General features: G+C 63.6%; 14 protein-coding genes. 9 read left to right on the top strand and 5 right to left on the bottom strand.

The genetic code is table 11. The features are described 5' to 3' along the window. Nucleotide 1: 1 nt before the first annotated feature. The 5 genes from ACFP6B_RS10315 to moaA form a co-directional block, all read right to left on the bottom strand. A complete protein-coding gene (locus tag ACFP6B_RS10315) occupies nucleotides 2–1,012 on the bottom strand; it encodes a LacI family DNA-binding transcriptional regulator (protein ID WP_377129748.1) in 1,011 nt (336 codons plus the stop codon). 134 nt (nucleotides 1,013–1,146) lie between these two features. After that, the gene (locus ACFP6B_RS10310; protein WP_377129746.1) at nucleotides 1,147–2,376 is read right to left on the bottom strand and encodes a molybdopterin molybdotransferase MoeA; all 1,230 of its coding nucleotides are present in this window, start codon (nucleotides 2,374–2,376) and stop codon (nucleotides 1,147–1,149) included. 10 nt (nucleotides 2,377–2,386) lie between these two features. After that, entirely contained in the window at nucleotides 2,387–3,001 is a 615-nt protein-coding gene (mobA, locus tag ACFP6B_RS10305; protein ID WP_377129744.1) for a molybdenum cofactor guanylyltransferase, read from the bottom strand. A 9-nt stretch (nucleotides 3,002–3,010) separates the two neighbouring features. Further along, nucleotides 3,011–3,292 carry a ubiquitin family protein gene (locus ACFP6B_RS10300; protein WP_377129742.1) on the bottom strand — a complete coding sequence of 94 codons (282 nt, stop codon included), beginning with the start codon at nucleotides 3,290–3,292 and terminating at the stop codon, nucleotides 3,011–3,013. A 17-nt stretch (nucleotides 3,293–3,309) separates the two neighbouring features. Continuing rightward, nucleotides 3,310–4,443 (bottom strand): GTP 3',8-cyclase MoaA, encoded by a 1,134-nt coding sequence (gene moaA, locus ACFP6B_RS10295; protein WP_377129740.1) that lies wholly within the window; start codon nucleotides 4,441–4,443, stop codon nucleotides 3,310–3,312. 144 nt (nucleotides 4,444–4,587) lie between these two features. On the opposite strand from moaA, the gene modA reads away from it, so the two are divergent. The 9 genes from modA (at nucleotide 4,588) to narH (ending at nucleotide 16,026) form a co-directional block, all read left to right on the top strand. Continuing rightward, on the top strand, nucleotides 4,588–5,355 hold the full coding sequence (modA, locus tag ACFP6B_RS10290) for a molybdate ABC transporter substrate-binding protein (protein ID WP_377129738.1): 768 nt from the start codon (nucleotides 4,588–4,590) through the stop codon (nucleotides 5,353–5,355). A 9-nt stretch (nucleotides 5,356–5,364) separates the two neighbouring features. Further along, nucleotides 5,365–6,234 carry an ABC transporter permease gene (locus ACFP6B_RS10285; protein WP_377129736.1) on the top strand — a complete coding sequence of 290 codons (870 nt, stop codon included), beginning with the start codon at nucleotides 5,365–5,367 and terminating at the stop codon, nucleotides 6,232–6,234. Continuing rightward, complete coding sequence (locus tag ACFP6B_RS10280) at nucleotides 6,231–7,592, top strand: molybdopterin molybdotransferase MoeA (protein ID WP_377129734.1); 1,362 nt, start codon at nucleotides 6,231–6,233, stop codon at nucleotides 7,590–7,592. Before ACFP6B_RS10285 ends, ACFP6B_RS10280 begins: the two co-directional genes overlap by 4 nt. An 80-nt stretch (nucleotides 7,593–7,672) precedes the next feature. Further along, nucleotides 7,673–8,164, top strand: coding sequence for a cyclic pyranopterin monophosphate synthase MoaC (moaC, locus tag ACFP6B_RS10275; protein WP_377129732.1), 492 nt, complete (start codon nucleotides 7,673–7,675; stop codon nucleotides 8,162–8,164). After that, nucleotides 8,161–8,664 carry a MogA/MoaB family molybdenum cofactor biosynthesis protein gene (locus ACFP6B_RS10270; RefSeq protein WP_237194740.1) on the top strand — a complete coding sequence of 168 codons (504 nt, stop codon included), beginning with the start codon at nucleotides 8,161–8,163 and terminating at the stop codon, nucleotides 8,662–8,664. Before moaC ends, ACFP6B_RS10270 begins: the two co-directional genes overlap by 4 nt. Beyond that, a complete protein-coding gene (locus ACFP6B_RS10265; protein WP_377129730.1) occupies nucleotides 8,654–9,160 on the top strand; it encodes a molybdenum cofactor biosynthesis protein MoaE in 507 nt (168 codons plus the stop codon). Before ACFP6B_RS10270 ends, ACFP6B_RS10265 begins: the two co-directional genes overlap by 11 nt. Before the next feature lie 169 nt (nucleotides 9,161–9,329). After that, nucleotides 9,330–10,550, top strand: coding sequence for a ThiF family adenylyltransferase (locus ACFP6B_RS10260; protein WP_377129728.1), 1,221 nt, complete (start codon nucleotides 9,330–9,332; stop codon nucleotides 10,548–10,550). A 119-nt stretch (nucleotides 10,551–10,669) separates the two neighbouring features. After that, nucleotides 10,670–14,392 carry a nitrate reductase subunit alpha gene (locus ACFP6B_RS10255; RefSeq protein ID WP_377129726.1) on the top strand — a complete coding sequence of 1,241 codons (3,723 nt, stop codon included), beginning with the start codon at nucleotides 10,670–10,672 and terminating at the stop codon, nucleotides 14,390–14,392. After that, the gene (gene narH / locus ACFP6B_RS10250; protein ID WP_377129724.1) at nucleotides 14,392–16,026 is read left to right on the top strand and encodes a nitrate reductase subunit beta; all 1,635 of its coding nucleotides are present in this window, start codon (nucleotides 14,392–14,394) and stop codon (nucleotides 16,024–16,026) included. Before ACFP6B_RS10255 ends, narH begins: the two co-directional genes overlap by 1 nt.

The following is a 16,026-nucleotide window of genomic DNA, read 5'->3' as shown; positions in this document are numbered from 1 at the left end:
CTTATGCCACCGCGCTCTCTTCCCAGAGCAGGGAGCGGGTGCTTGACCCTTCATGAAGGCTCACCGGTAGCACATCGCTGCCGGTGAGCTCTTTTTCTTCGCTGTTCATAGCGTGCATGAGCTGGGCGACGGCCCGCTGGGCCATTGCGTCGATCGGCTGCACGACGGTGGTTAGCTCGGGCAGGAGGGCCCGGCTGGTTTCGGTGCCGTCAAAGCCGATGACCTGCAAGTCATTGGGCACCTGCCGGCCGCTAGAGCGGGCATAGCCCAGCACCATGGCAGCGTAGACATCGTTTGAGGCGAAGACAGCATCAACCTGCGGGTGCTTGTCGAGGTAGGTGAAGATGCGCTCGCGTTTGGTGGCCTGCGGGGTGGTGAAGCCCAGTTCGAGGATATGCGGGGTGTAGCCAGCTTCGGTGACCGCTAGCTGGTAGCCGCGCTGGCGGGCGTTGTCGAGGGAGATAGTTGAGGTGATGTGCAGGATATTGGTGGCCCCGCCGTCCAGGAGTAGGCGGGTGGCCCGGTAGGCCCCGTCGAAGTTGTCGCAGCTGATGTTGGGGCCGCGGCCGGTGTGCTGGCGGTCGATGGTGATCAGGGGAGCACCCAGGTGGGGAAAGTTGGCAACAACCTGGGAGTGGGCGCCGGTGATGACGCCGTCGACCTGGTTGGCTATGAGCATATCGAGGTAGCGCTGCTCTGATTCGGGGTGGTCGTTGCTGTTGCAGAGAATGGTCTTGTAGCCGATGTCGGCCAGGTGGGATTCGATGCGGTAGGCCATTTCCCCGTAGAAGGGGTTGGCGACGGAGGGGAAGACTAGGCCGATGAGTTGGCTTTTTTGCCCCTGGAGGGAGCGGGCGATGGCGTTGGGCCGGTAGCCGAGCTGCTGCATGGCGTCGAAGACTTTGACGCGGGTTGTTTCGGAGAGGTAGCCCCGGTTGTTGAGCACGCGGGAGACTGTGGTGGGGAAGACGCCTGCCAGCGCAGCGACATCACCGAGTTTTGGTTTGGGCACGCGGGGCTCCGGTCTGTTGGGGTGGGCTCGGGCTGTTCTCAATTATAGGGCCTGTCTAACAGGCGCTGAGAAGTGTTGAGCTGTGTGACGGGGGCGGTTTGCGCTTGCGCTGAGAGAGGGGTAGGGCAGCGGGGTTAGCGGGGCAGGGGGAGGTAGCTGACGGTGCTGCCTGCTGCCGCACCAGCCGGCGGGACGAGGGCGAGGGCGTCCGCTGTGGCGAAGGAGGTGAGCATGTGGGACTGGGTTTTGGGTAAGGGGGTGAGGGCTGCCCCGTGGGGTGAGGAGCTGAGACTGGCAGGTAGCAGGCGCAGGTCGTGTTTGCGGTAGCCGGGTACCCCGTGGGTGAGGACGCCGGTGGGCAGCTCGGCTAGGGGAGCTGTGCTAGCGCCGGTGAGCCAGGGCGTGAGGTAGGAGTAGAGGGCGGTGTAGGCGGCCAGGGGGTTGCCGGGCAGGCCCAGGACGAGCGGCGCGGCCGGGTTGCTGCTGGCCGGTAGGCGGGCGGCTAGGGCCGGGTGGCCGGGGCGGATGGCTACGGATTCGAAGAGGTAGCTGGCCTGAAGGTCGTGGAGGGCACGGCGTACCCAGTCGGCGGTGGAGGTTGAGGAGCCTCCGGTAATCAGGAGCAGATCGGCTCGGGTTGCGGTGAGCCAGTCGGTGAGCTTGGCTTTGCTATCGGGCAGGCGGCAGGTGCTGGTGACTGCCGCCCCGAGATCTTCGATGATGGAAGGGAAGGCCAAGGAGTAGGCGTCTCGCACCTGGCCGGGGCCGGGCAGACCTGCGGTAATAATTTCGTTGCCGGTGTAGGCGATAGCCACGGTGGGGCGGGCGGTCACGGTCAGGGTGTCAAGGCCGAGCGTGGCGAGGGCGCCGAGATGCCGGGCGGTGATACGGGTGCCCGTTGCAAGCACACTGCTGCCCGCGGGGAGCTCTTCACCGGCGCGACGGATGTCGGCCCCCGGGCTGGGGTAGCCCCGTCCACTAAAAAAACGGGGGTCGGGGCTGAGCATGTTGCCTTCTCGCAGGGCGTGTTCCTGGCGGATAACAGCTTCGGTACCCGGGGGAATGAGCCCGCCGGTCAGAATGGGGGTTGCCTGGCCGGGGGCGAGGGGGAGGGTTTTGCGGTGGACGTTCTCGCCGTCGGCAGCTGGCGGGTGGGTCAGTACCTGCCAGGGCGGAGCCCCGGCGGTGGCGTAGCCGTCCATAGCCGAGGAATCGTAGTGGGGAACGGGCAGCAGGGCACGGGCGTCACGGGCCAGGGTCCTGCCCATGGCGTTGGCGAGGAGGACCTCTTCTTCAGTGAGGGTCAGAGCTGCCCCCGCCCGGTGGAGGAGCTGCCTGGCCTGGTGCCAGCTGGTGTGGTGCACGGTGCTGTCCTTAGGGGGTAGGGGGAACCTGGGTGTAGCCAGCAGCGCGGGCGGCCTCCCAGGTATCAACGTCGGCGGTCAGGTCGGCAGGTAGTTCTAGTTTTGCGGGGTCAAGGGGGCTGAGAAAGCGGCGGACGGAGGCGTTGGCGGTATCCCCTGCAAAGGCAGGAGCCAGGGCCGCGGCCCGGTAGATGCCCTGCAGGGGCTGGGTGATGCCCTCAGAGACAGCCCAGTAGCCGGTGACCTCATCCGGTGCGGACGCCGCCGCCTGCAGGAGCAGGGGAACTGCGGCCCCAACGCGGGGCAGGTCGCAGGAAAGAACTAGCACCCAGTGCTGGGGCGAGCTCAAGAGGTCGGGCTGGGACATAGCGAGGGCGCTAAGACCTGCGGAAATACCGGCAGCGGGCCCACCGAAGGCCGGTTCCTCCCGGGTCTGCAAGACCCCCGCGGGTAGGGCCAGTTCTGCTGGGCCCACCACAACCCGGGCAACGGCCCCAGCGCAGGCTGCCAGGGCCTGCTCAAGCAGGGTGGACGAGCCGTTGGAGAGCAGGGCCTTGGGCACCCCGCCCAGGCGGGAGGAACGTCCGCCCGCCAATATCAGGGCTGAAAACTTCACATCGGTCATAAGCGCTGCCTATCCTCCAGCAAAGGGCGGCAGGACGTCCAGACGCTGGGCCCCATGCAAGAGTTTTGCATCATCGAGGGAATCTGCGCTCGCTGCGACTCCGTCCACGAGGAAGGTACAGCGGGGCAGAATATCGGCTAGAGTCTGGCCCGAGGGAGTGGCTCCGGTAAATTCGCGGGTCAGGTAGCCCTGGAGGCCGGCGAGTGTGGGGACGGGGAGTTGTCCGAGTTCCACTGTCAGGCTGGGGGTGCCCGCTGCTGCCCGGGCCGCAGCGAAGAAGTTAATCTGCATGGGGTAGTCCTTGAATCTTAGCCGCCGATGGCGCTCATGGATCGAGTAGGTTGGGTGAAGTCGGGGGTGTCGAAGCCGACGGTATCCTTGCCGTGGGCCTTGGGCTTGGCCCACATGGCTCCGCGCCATATCTGGGCTAGCTCAGCGTCGTCGGCCCCACCGCGCAGGGCTCCCATGAGGTCGGTTTCGGTCAGGGAGAAGAGGCAGGAGCGCACCTTGCCGTCGGCGGTGATACGGGTGCGAGTACAGGCTGAGCAGAAGGGCTCGGTGACCGAGGCGATAATGCCCACCTGTCCCAGGGGCTCTGCTGCGCCGGCTGCCCCCAGCGGGTAGACGTCCCAGAGAGCTGCGGGGGAGGCCCCGCGCGGACGCCCGTGGGGCAGTAGGTCGTAGTGGTCGGCTAGGCGCTGGCGGATTTGCTCGGCGGTGATGGTGCCTTCACGGGTCCAGTTGTGGTCGGCGTCCAGGGGCATTTGTTCGATGAAGCGGAGCTGATAGCCGCCCTCTAACGCCCAGGTGAGGAGTTCATGGCCCTGCTCATCATTGACGCCGGCCATGAGGACCGCATTGATTTTGAGGGGGGTGAGCCCGGCTGCCGCTGCGGCTTCAATTCCTGCGAGTACCGAGGCTAGCTTATCCCTGCGGGTGAGCTGAGCGAACGTTTCGGGGCAGATGGTATCGAGGGAGACATTGACCCGGTTGAGCCCGGCCTGAACCAGGGCATCTACCTTTTTATCGAGTCCGATCCCGTTGGTGGTCAGGGCGATGGGCAGGTGGGGGTGTTCGGCGCGGACGGCAGCAATAATATCGGTAAGGTCAGCTCGCACTAGGGGCTCGCCACCGGTAAAACGTACTTCCTCTACACCTAGTTCTCGTACGCCTACCCGCACCAGCCGGGTGACCTCATCGAGTGTCAGAAGCTGTGTTCCGGGAAGCCAGTTGAGGCCTTCAGCGGGCATACAGTACACACAGCGCAGGTTGCACTTGTCCATCAAAGAGATGCGCAAATCGGTGGCGGTGCGTCCCCAGCGGTCGGCAAGGGGCCCGGTGGTGGGCACGCCCGGGTGTGCAGCTGCACTGGCACCGCCGGTCACAACCGGGATAGAAGAACCCAGGAGCACCGGGGGGTTGGGGGCTGAAGACTGGGGCATACCCGCACTTTCACAAATCTTAATCGGTATTTCAGATGTAATATTTAGCCTAGCTAAACCGGGTGAAGAACACCACCTGGCTCTACACTAATCTATAGACAAAGACCCTCTGCTAGCCACTGTTACCCTGTCATTGGAGACCCCATGCGCCGCCTGAGCACCCTTCTCGTTCCCCTTCTGCTGGGCCTTACCGCCTGCGGGGGAGTAGCAACCTCCCCACAGGGGCAGGACGCTGAGGTGCAGCTCTTTGCTGCGGCCTCCTTAGGGGCTGTGGGCGATGAGCTCATAGCGGCCTATCGTCAAGAAAACCCGCAGGTCTCTATCACTGCCACCTACGCAGGGTCATCCCAGCTGGTTACGCAGATGGTCGAAGGCGCTACCCCCGACCTGCTGATTACAGCCGATAGCACCACTATGAACCAGGCGCTTGAAAAGGTTGAAGAGCTCGCCGCTGCGACCCCTGAGACTATTGCCACCAACGCCCTGGTGCTGGCAACTGCTCCAGGTAACCCTGCCGCCATTGATAGCCTTGATGACCTGGCTGCACCCGGCGTCCTGACCGCTATCTGCGCCGAGCAGGTGCCCTGCGGACGCCTGGCCCACCAGGAACTTACCCGCCAGGGTGTAGAGCTAGCCACCTCCACCGAAGAAGCTAACGTCTCGGCAGTTTCCACCAAGGTGGCCACCGGCCAGGTGGATGCCGGCTTCATCTACTCCACCGACGCCACCGCTATCTCAGCCACCGACGATATCACCGTCATCACCCTGCCCCAGGTCGAACGCAACGCCTACCCCCTAGCTCTCACCAGCAGCGGTCAAGGTAAGGAAGACGCCCAAAACTTTGCGAACTGGCTGGTCACTTCTGAGGTAGCAGCTCAGATTCTTGCCGACTACGGCTTCGAACCTGCCTAAACTAGAACTATGAGCGTACCCGGCCCCGCACCCACCCCGCCGCCACGAGGGCGGGCCAGCTCCTTTACCGCCGTCCCCGTGCACGCTGTGCTTCCCACCCTGCTCACCCTGGCACTCATCGCGGGTCCCCTGCTTTCCCTCCTGGTTCGTACGCCCTGGGGGAGTCTGCCCCAGCTACTGGCAGAACCAGCTGCCCTGGCTGCCGTCCGGCTCTCGGTGCTCACCGCTCTAGCTGCTACCGCTGTATCAGCCCTGCTGGGCACCCCTACAGCCCTGGTGCTGGCCACGGTTCTCGAGCAGTCTCGCGCTCGCCGCCTGAGCTGGGCCCTCTACGGGTTGATCTATACCCCTATCATCTTCTCCCCGGTGGTCTCTGGTCTGGCTCTGCTTTTCTTCTGGGGTAGGCGAGGGCTGCTCGGCTCCTGGCTTGAAACGGCAGGCCTCTCGGTGGCCTACACCCCGCTGGCTGTGGTTCTGGCCCAAACCTTTGTGGCCCTGCCCTTCTTTGTGGCCACCCTAGTCACCACACTGCGAGCGCTGCCTCCTGAATACGCCGAGATTGCCCGGCTTGAGGGGGCGAGCCCCACCGAGGTTACTACCCGTGTGCTCTTGCCCCTAGCTGCGCCCGGCCTGCTGACGGCAGCCGTCCTGACCTTTGCCCGTGCCCTGGGCGAGTACGGGGCAACCGTTACCTTCGCCGGAAATATCGAGGGCGTCACCCGAACCATCCCCCTGGCCATTGAGCTGGCTCTGAGCTCCAACCGCATGGAGGCAGCCCTGGGCGCAGCCCTCATGCTCATTGCCCTCTACCTCAGCCTGCTGGCCGCCGGAGCCTTTGCCCTCTGGCTGGGCCGACTGAAAGGAAACCGCCGAGCATGACACAACCCCAAGAGACCCTTGACCGGCTGCTCCCCGCGGGGGAGAGTATCGCGCCGGGCGCCTATGCTGCATGTGTACGTGAACTGGTAGCTGCTACCGTCATCCCCACCAGTCAGCGGTTACCCCTCCAGCAGGCCGCCGGGCGCCAACTCGCCGAATCCCTCTACGCCTTGATTCCGCAGCCCTCCTTCGCCAACTCCCAGATGGACGGCTATGCGCTGACCGATGCAGCGGCGCAAGATGACTGCCGTGTCTTTCGGGTGGGACCCGATATTCCCGCCGGGTCGCCTGTGACCGGGCTGCCGGTGGCTGATGATTTGGTTTACCCCGTTATGACCGGCGCTCCCGTGCCCGCAGGGTACACCACCGTGGTACCGGTTGAGCGCAGCCGCCCGCTGGTAGGGCAGCCGGACGCCGCCGGGTTTGTGGGCGAGGGCGGGCAGGTTGAGCTACCGCAGGCTTCTCCCGGTACCTTTGTGCGCAGCGTGGGGGAGGACGTTGCAGCCGGTCAGCTCCTGGCTGACACCGGTAGCCGTCTGACTCCGGCCCTGCTTGGTGCCCTGGCTGCTCAGGGGATCGGGGAAGTGGAGGTCTACTGCCCTCTGCACCTGCTTATCATTACCGGGGGTGATGAGGTCGCTCCCGCCAGTGCTGCCCCTGCCCCGGGGCAGATATTTGATGCCAACGGGCCGGTGCTCACCGCCCTGGCCCACCAGGACGGTTGCACCACCGACCACCTGCCCATCGGCGACTCCGTGGAAAACTTTATTGCTGCCCTGACCGGTGCGCTTGCAGAGCGGATGCCCGATGTGATCGTCACCAGTGGCGGTATCAGTCACGGTAAGTACGAGGTGGTTCGTCTGGGTATGGCGGCCCTGGCTGCCGACCCTGCTGCTCGGGGCACTGCTGCTGGCAGCACGGTTCGGGTGCTTGCGCACTGGTTTGGTCACGCCACCCAGCAGCCCGGTGGCCCCCAGGGTTTGGCTCTGCTGGGTCTTCCTGCTGGCAGGGTACTGCCGGTGGTCTGCCTGCCGGGTAACCCGGTCAGCACCCTCATCAGCTACCACTTGCTGCTGCGGCCAGCCCTGGTTCATCTGATGGGCGAAGAACGGGAGGACGCCCGTGGCAGGCTGGTGCTCGAAGCCCCCCTCGCTGCCCCGGAAGGTAAAACCCAGTACCGGCGGGCTCGGCTGACCCGGCAGGTCCAGCCGGACGGCAGCGTCCTGACCCTGCTGGCTCCGAGTGCTGCCACCGGTTCCCACCTGCTACTACAGGCAGCCCGTGCCGATGCCCTGGTGGAACTGGAACCCGGGCGTACCTATCGCGGCGGCGAGCTGGTGCGGTATATTCCCCTGTAGCTGCACCAAAAGTTACCCCGCCTGCAAATCACGTATAGTAAATACTGATTAATTTTGTGTTGAGAGGCTAGCCAAGAATCATGACCGCCCCCACCCCCACAGACCGTCTCACCCACGTGCGCGCCGACGGCAGCGCCCACATGGTCGATGTCACCGAGAAAAACGAAACCACCCGCACCGCCGTGGCTGAGGGCTATATCGTTACCCGGGCAGACGTTATTGAAAAAATCTTTGACGCCGACCTGCCTAAGGGCGATGCCCTGCCCGTGGCCCGCGTCGCCGGCATTATGGCAGCCAAGAAAACTCCCGAGATTATCCCCCTCTGCCACCCCCTGCCCCTGGGTAAAATTACCATCGACTTTGAGCGGCACCCCGACCGTATCCGCATCGAGGCCCTGGTCAAAACCCGCGGCGTCACAGGTGTAGAAATGGAAGCCCTCACTGCTGTCTCCGGGGCGGTGCTGACAGTCTATGACATGATCAAGGCCGTTGATAAACAAGCTGTCATAACCGGTATCAGGGTGCTGGAAAAAACCGGCGGTAAATCCGGTGACTGGAAGGTAGAACAGTGAGCAGCAGCTACACCCTGCCCAAGAACCGTACCGGCCTAGTCATCGTAGCCTCCACCCGGGCTGCCCGCGGCATCTACGAAGATAAATCCGGCCCCCTAGCGGTCACCTGGCTGCGCGACCAGGGCTTTGAAACCCCCGACGCCGTCGTGGTGGCGGACGCGGACATGCCCGCCTACATCGACCGGCTAGTAGCATCAGGGCAGCTGCCCACCTTCATCCTGACCAGTGGCGGAACCGGCCTCAACTCAGACGATACAACCGTCGAGGCTGTGCGCCCCCACCTGACCAAAGAAGTTCCCGGAATCATGCACGCCTTCTGGAATCAGGGTCTCAAAAACACCCCCGCCGCTGTGCTCTCCCGCGGAATCGCAGGCGTCATCGGCACCAGCTTCATCATGACCCTGCCCGGCTCCACCGGGGGAGTCAAGGACGGTTGTGCCGTGCTCGAACCCCTCGTTACCCACATCTGCCGCCAGCTAGAGGACTACCATGACCACTAACCACCCAGACCCCACAGGAGCCAACCCCTACGCCGGGCGTCCGCTCGAACCGGTGGACTCCACAGTCGTTCACGCCTCCATTACCGAAGACCCTCTTGAACCGCTCCTAGCAGGAGCGAAAGAAGCGACCATGACCCGCGCCATGGGCGCCCTGGTCGTCTTCGACGGCATCGTGCGCGACCACGACCACGGGGAGCCTGTCGCGGCCCTTGCCTACAGCGCCCACCCCCAGGCAGTCGACTACCTGGAACGCGTCCTGCACTCGGTGGTAGAAGAAATCCCCGGCGTGCGCCTGTGGGCAGCCCACCGTATCGGCCCCATCCCCATCGGCGAATCCGCCCTCACTGTCCTTGCGGCAGCAGCCCACCGCGGCACCGCCTTCACCGCCTGCTCCCTGGCAGCTGACCGCATCAAAGCAGAAGTGCCCATCTGGAAAGAACAAGAACTCACCGACGGCAGCGTGCAGTGGGTAGGAATCGATACGCCTACCGGCTAAGGCTTTCGAGCCGAAGGTATGGAATGCCAGGTGGGCCTCGCATTCTCGCCCGCCGACCCTCTTGGGTCTCGCGCTGGGGCGCTCGCCCCAATTCACGCCAGCCCCGAGCCAGCGGGCTCGATACGCGAGGCCCCACCCAGCCCTGCTCCACTCTAGAGAAAGACTTCCTATGACCTCTGAACTAACCTCGCTGGCCTATCAGCTCTACGGGCGGCAGATGATCCTGCCGGAGCTGGGGCAGAAGGGGCAGGAAAAACTGAGCGCGGCAACGGTTGCGGTGCTGGGCGCTGGCGGGCTGGGCTCACCGGCCCTGCTCTACCTGGCAGGGGCGGGCGTCGGTCGTATTCTTATCATCGACGATGATGCGGTAGAAACCTCTAACCTGCACCGTCAGGTCATCCACTCCTATGCCCGGGTGGGGGCATCCAAGGCTGACTCAGCCGCCCAAACCCTGCGCGAACTCAACCCCCTGATCAGGGTCGAAGCTGTCAAAGAGCGTCTGACCGACGCTAATGCGGCAGCGCTACTAGCCGGGGTGGACGTGCTGGTCGATGGTTCCGATAATTTCCCCACCCGCTACACCGCTTCTCGCGCTGCTGCTGCCCTGGGCATTCCCCACGTGTGGGGTGCCATTCTCGGGTTTGACGCCCAGATGAGCGTCTTCTGGGCAGGTCACGGGCCGGTCTACGAGGACCTGTACCCGCTCGAACCAGCCCCCGGTTCGGTACCTAACTGCGCTACCGCAGGGGTGATTGGTGCCCTGGCTGGGGTCGTTGGAACCGCAATGGCCTTGGAAGTTATTAAGCTGCTGGCCGGTATCGGGCAGCCGCTGATGGGCGAGGTGGGCTACTATACCGGCCTGAGCGGCCGCTGGGAATACATCCCCCTGCTTGCCTCTACCTCCCGCGCCGCTTCTAGTTCGGGTACCGGACCGAGTGCCCGCACGGCGGTTTCTGGTACGGACGCCGGTGGGCAGGTAGCGGGGAAGGGGCAGGCCCCTGCGCCCCTGCGTCCGCCTGCTGTTGACTGGGAACCCGCTACCGCCGAACCTGACCAGTACGGTATGGAAGTTACCTGGGCTGATATTGCCGGCTCGCCCTACTTTGAGGGGGTTCCCCTCATTGATGTGCGAGAGCCCCACGAACACGCAGCGCTGGCTGTTCCGGGTAGCTTCAACCTGCCCCTGTCGCTGATTGAAGCCGCTTCTGCCGATCCGGCTCTAGGTTCGGCCATTGACACGATTCTGCCCAGCCACCAGGGGCGCTATGCCCTCTACTGCGCGGCGGGGGTGCGCTCGCTCAAGGCGCTGAAGCTGCTCACCGATGCTGGTTTTAGTGATCTCTACAGCGTGGAAGGTGGCATTGACTCCTGGCTGACAAGCCAGGGGTAGGGCTTCTGCGCGGGTGGTTTAAAGCCCTGCCGGCGCTGAATATGTGCATGCCTGATACTTAATTAGCGAAGATTTTTATTCGGTATTTATTGTACGAATTATTGGGTAGACTGGTGCCCATGACACAGCAGGCATCACACACACCTGGGCCCGACGGGCCTCTCACTGACAAGCTCATCAAATTCGGCAAATTCTTCACCAAGTGGGACGAAACCGACGACGGCCGCGCAGCCTTCCTCAAAGGTGGTCGCGCAGGCGACGTTTTCTACCGCAACCGCTGGAGCCATGACAAGGTCGTCCGCTCCACCCACGGCGTTAACTGCACCGGCTCCTGCTCCTGGCAGGTCTTCGTCAAAGACGGTGTGATCACCTGGGAGGCTCAGGCCACCGACTACCCCACCGTCGGCCCCGATCGCCCCGAATACGAACCCCGCGGCTGCCCCCGCGGCGCCGCCTTCTCCTGGTACACCTACTCACCCACCCGCGTGAAGTACCCCTACATTCGCGGTGTGTTGCTGGAGATGTACCGCGAAGCCCGCGCCCGCCTGGGGGACCCCGTAGAAGCCTGGGCCTCGATTGTCTCTGACCCCGAGAAACGCTCCCGCTACCTGAGCGCCCGCGGCAAGGGCGGTCTGGTGCGCGGCTCCTGGGCAGAAGCCCTCGAAATGGTGGTTGCCGCCCAGATTCACACCATCAAAACTTACGGGCCCGACCGCAACATCGGTTTCTCACCCATTCCTGCCAAGTCCATGGTCTCCCACGCTTCGGGTGCTCGCTACATTGAGCTCATCGGTGGCGTGATGACCTCCTTCTACGACTGGTACGCCGACCTGCCGGTGGCCTCACCCCAGGTCTTCGGCGACCAGACGGACGTGCGCGAGTCAGGTGACTGGTGGGATGCCACCTACCTCATGATGTGGGGCTCCAACATCCCGGTCACCCGCACCCCCGACGCCCACTGGATGGCCGAGGTACGCTACCGCGGCACCAAGGTTGTCTCCGTCTCGCCCGACTACGCCGATAACACCAAGTTCGCCGACGAGTGGCTACCCGCCCAGGCTGGCACCGACGCCGCCCTGGCCATGGCCATGGGGCACGTGATCCTCAAAGAGAACTTTGTCGACCGTCGCGTTGAGTTCTTCGAGAACTACGTGAGCACCTACACCGACTTCCCCTTCCTGGTCACCCTAGAGACCCGCGAGGACGGGGTGACGGTTCCGGCTAAGTTCCTCACCGCCGCCAACCTTGCCGAGCACGCCCAGGTGCCCGATGCGTCCTTCAAGACCGCCCTGCTCAACCGCGAAACCGGCGAGGTCGTGGTGCCCAACGGCTCCCTGGGTCACCGCTACAACGCAGAGGACGAAGGCAAATGGAACCTGGACTTACAGGGCGTCAAGCCTGCCCTGTCCATCCTTGATCTGCCGACCGGCGCCGAGCGCGCCGTCGAGATCCAGATGCCCGCCTTCGACGAGCCCTCGGGCCGCGGCAAGATTATTACCCGTGGCGTACCCACCATCACCGTTGAGGGTAAGACCGTCACTACCGTCTTTGACCTCATGCTGGCCCAGTACGGTATCGGCCGCCCCGGCCTGCCCGGCCAGTGGGCCACCGGGTTTGAGGACGCCGACACCCAGTACACCCCGGCCTGGCAGGAGGCCATTACCTCCGTACCCGCCGAAGCTGTCATCCGTACTGCCCGCGAGTTCGCCCAGAACTCCATCGACTCGGGTGGCCGCACCATGATTATCATGGGTGCCGGTATCTGCCAGTGGTACCACGGCGACACCACCTACCGCGCGATTCTGGCCCTGCTCATGATGTGCGGCGCCGAAGGCCGCAACGGCGGCGGCTGGGCCCACTACGTCGGCCAGGAAAAGGCTCGCCCCATCACGGGCTGGTCCCACATGGCCAACGCCCTGGACTGGATTCGCCCGCCACGTACCCAGGCTGGCACCGCCTTCTGGTACATGCACACCGACCAGTTCCGCTCCGACGGCCGTACTACCGATTCCCTGCAATCGCCCCTGGCCAAGGGGGATTTGCGCGGGGTGCACACTGCGGACGTCCTGGCCCGCTCCGTGCGCATGGGCTGGATGCCCTTCTACCCCCAGTTCCCCGAAAACTCCCTGGATTTGGCGGACGCCGGTGCCGCAGCGGTTGCCGCTGGCACCGCAGAGTCCCCGGCAGACTACGTTGCCCAGCGCCTGAACTCGGGCGACCTGGACTTCTCGGTGGAGGACGTCGACAACCCGGTCAACTGGCCCCGCACCCTGGTGCTGTGGCGCAACAACCTGCTGGGCTCGTCCGCCAAGGGCGAGGAATACTTCCTCAAGCACCTGCTGGGCACCCACAACTCGGTCATGGGTAAGGACGCCGAAGACTTCAAGCCCGCCGAGGTCAAATGGGCCCAGAATGCGCCCGAAGGCAAGCTGGATCTGCTGGTGACCACCGACTACCGCATGACCTCATCCACCCTGCTGTCGGACATCGTCTTCCCCGCCGCTACCTGGTACGAGAAGCACGATATCTCTTCCACCGACATGCACCCCTACATCCACGCCTTCTCCCCGGCCATCAACCCGCCCTGGGAGACCAAGACCGACCACCAGGTCTTCAAGGAACTGGCCTACCTGTTCTCCAAGTGGGCAGCTAAGCACCTGGGCAAGCGCAGCGACCTGGTATCCGTGCCCCTGCAGCACGATACCCCCGGCCAGCTGGCCCAGCCCGGCGGCCATGCACCTGACTGGAAGAATCAAGGAATCAAGGGTATCCCGGGCAAGAATATGCCCATCTTCACCGTGGTGGAGCGCGACTACCCGGCTATCTACGACATGTACACCTCGGTGGGCCCCCTGCTCTCCAAGCTGGGAACCACCACCAAGTTTGTGACTGTGGACGTCAACGAGCAGCTAGCCCAGCTAGCTGAGGAACACGGCGTGATGGGTAGCGGTAAGGGCGCTGGCCTGCCGGCCCTTGATACCGACATTAAGCTGGCCGACACCATCCTGGCTCTTTCGGGTACCTCCAACGGCCCGGTAGCCCTCAAGGGCTTCAAGGCCTTGGAAAAGCGGGTGGGCAAAAAGATGCACCACCTTGCAGAGGGCAACGAAGAAAAGCGCATTAAGTTCCGCGATACCCAGGACCGACCCTGCCCCGTCTTCACCTCACCGGAATGGTCAGGTTCTGAGACTGGCGGACGCCGCTACGCCCCCTTCACCCTCAACATCGAACAGCTCAAGCCCTTCCACACCCTCACCGGTCGTATGCACTTCTTCCTCGACCACGACTGGATGAGCGAGATGGGAGAGCAGCTACCGGTTTACCGCCCGCCGCTGGATATGCACAACCTCTTCGGTGAACCTGAAATTGGTGAGACCGGCGACCTGTCGGTGGCTGTCCGCTACGTGACGGTGCACAACAAGTGGGCTATCCACTCCTCCTACCACGACAACCTCTACATGCAGACCCTCTCCCGCGGTGGCACCCACGCCTGGATGAGCCCGGCGGACGCCGCCAAAATTGGGGTCAAGGACCATGACTGGATTGAGTGTGAGAACGCCAACGGCGTCTTCGTGGGCCGCGCGGTGGTCTCCCACCGTATGCCCGAAGGTGTGGTCTACGTGCACCACGCCCAGGAGCGCCTGGTCAACATTCCCAAGTCAGAGGTCTCGGGCAAGCGAGGCGGTATTCACAACTCCGTCACCCGCATCATGGTCAAACCCACCCACCTGATCGGTGGCTACGCCCACCAGGCCTACGCCTTCAACTACCTGGGACCCACCGGTAACCAGCGAGATATCGTTTCAAGAATTCGCCGCCGCAAGCAGGAGGTAACCTACTAATGCGCGTCATGGCACAAGTTTCAATGATCATGGCCCTCGACAAGTGCCTGGGCTGCCACACCTGCTCCGTCACCTGTAAGCAGGCCTGGACCAACCGAGCCGGTACCGAATACGTCTGGTTCAACAACGTCGAGACCCGTCCCGGCCAGGGCTACCCCCGCCGCTACGAAGACCAGGAAAAGTGGAAGGGCGGCTGGGTACTGAACAAGCGCGGACGCCTGGAACTCAAGAGCGGTAACCGCTTCAAGAAACTCTTTACCCTCTTTGCCTCCCCGGTTCAGCCCGAACTCTCGGACTACTACGAACCCTGGACCTACGACTACGAGAACCTCACCAACGCGCCCCTAGGCGATGACTTTCCCACCGCGCGTCCTAAATCTCTGATTACCGGTGAGGACACCTCCATCGAATGGGGCCCCAACTGGGACGACAACCTGGGCGGTGCCCACGAGTCCGGCCACCTGGACCCTCTGGTTGAAAAGGTGCGTCAGCAGTCAGAAGAGAAGATCAAGTTCGAATTCGAACGCACCTTCATGTTCTACCTGCCCCGCATCTGCGAGCACTGCCTCAACCCCTCCTGCATGGCGTCCTGCCCCTCCGGCGCTATCTACAAGCGCGAAGAGGACGGCATCGTGCTGGTCGACCAGAACCAGTGCCGCGGCTGGCGCCAGTGCATCACCGGCTGCCCCTACAAGAAGATCTACTTCAACCACAAGAGCGGCAAAGCCGAAAAATGTACCTTCTGCTACCCCCGCATCGAATACGGTATTCCCACCGTCTGCGCTGAAACCTGTGTGGGCCGCATGCGCTACATTGGCATCTTCCTCTACGACGCTGACCGCGTCACCGAAGCTGCCTCTGTGCCCGATGAAAAGCAGCTCTATCAGGCCCAGCTCGACATCATGCTCGATCCCTTCGACCCCGAGGTGATTCGCGAGGCAACCAAGCAGGGCATTCCCGACTCCTGGATTACCGCAGCCCAGAAGTCCCCGGTCTACAAGCTGGCCAAGGAATGGAAGATTGCCCTTCCCCTGCACCCCGAATACCGCACCATGCCCATGGTCTGGTACGTCCCGCCGCTCTCACCCATCATCGACCTGCTCAAGGAACAGGGCCACGACGCAGAGTCCCAGGCCAACCTCTTCGGAGCCATCGACTCCCTGCGTATCCCCGTCGAATACCTTGCCGAGCTCTTCACCGCAGGTGACACCACCATCGTGGTCAATGTGCTCAAAAAGCTAGCCGCCATGCGCGCCTACATGCGAGACATTACCCTCGGCGGCGTCGGCAACGAAGAGATCGCCCACGAAGTCGGCATGACCGGCGCAGAAATGTACGAGATGTACCGCCTCATGGCTATCTCCAAGTACGAAGAACGCTACGTCATTCCTCCGGCCCACCTGGAGGACGCCCACAACCTCGAAGAAATCGGCTGCTCCCTCGACACCGACGGCGGCCCAGGCATGCTCTACGACGGAGCCTTCACCGACCCCGGCGATCGCCCCGTGCCTGTCTCCGCAGGTTCCTACGCTAACGCCGCCCGCGCCGACGGCAAGGTCGATATCTTCATGTGGGACGGTAAAACCCGCCCCGACTCCCTCTTCCCCGATACTTCCGGAAGCAAGAAGGTCTAG

This window comes from Rothia nasimurium (genome assembly GCF_042660305.1).
In the GTDB taxonomy this organism is placed as follows: Bacteria; Actinomycetota; Actinomycetes; order Actinomycetales; family Micrococcaceae; genus Rothia; species Rothia nasimurium.
Note: the sequence above shows the minus strand (reverse complement) of the source record. Positions and strands in the feature narration are given on the sequence as shown.

What these genes read in the sequence shown, in the direction of transcription:
- moaC (WP_377129732.1), top strand. Translation starts at nt 7,673, where the DNA reads ATGACCGCCCCCACCCCCACAGACCGTCTCACCCACGTGCGCGCCGAC.
- ACFP6B_RS10285 (WP_377129736.1), top strand. Translation starts at nt 5,365, where the DNA reads ATGAGCGTACCCGGCCCCGCACCCACCCCGCCGCCACGAGGGCGGGCC.
- ACFP6B_RS10255 (WP_377129726.1), top strand. Translation starts at nt 10,670, where the DNA reads ATGACACAGCAGGCATCACACACACCTGGGCCCGACGGGCCTCTCACT.
- mobA (WP_377129744.1), bottom strand. Translation starts at nt 3,001, where the DNA reads ATGACCGATGTGAAGTTTTCAGCCCTGATATTGGCGGGCGGACGTTCC.
- ACFP6B_RS10300 (WP_377129742.1), bottom strand. Translation starts at nt 3,292, where the DNA reads ATGCAGATTAACTTCTTCGCTGCGGCCCGGGCAGCAGCGGGCACCCCC.
- modA (WP_377129738.1), top strand. Translation starts at nt 4,588, where the DNA reads ATGCGCCGCCTGAGCACCCTTCTCGTTCCCCTTCTGCTGGGCCTTACC.
- ACFP6B_RS10260 (WP_377129728.1), top strand. Translation starts at nt 9,330, where the DNA reads ATGACCTCTGAACTAACCTCGCTGGCCTATCAGCTCTACGGGCGGCAG.
- narH (WP_377129724.1), top strand. Translation starts at nt 14,392, where the DNA reads ATGCGCGTCATGGCACAAGTTTCAATGATCATGGCCCTCGACAAGTGC.
- moaA (WP_377129740.1), bottom strand. Translation starts at nt 4,443, where the DNA reads ATGCCCCAGTCTTCAGCCCCCAACCCCCCGGTGCTCCTGGGTTCTTCT.
- ACFP6B_RS10280 (WP_377129734.1), top strand. Translation starts at nt 6,231, where the DNA reads ATGACACAACCCCAAGAGACCCTTGACCGGCTGCTCCCCGCGGGGGAG.
- ACFP6B_RS10265 (WP_377129730.1), top strand. Translation starts at nt 8,654, where the DNA reads ATGACCACTAACCACCCAGACCCCACAGGAGCCAACCCCTACGCCGGG.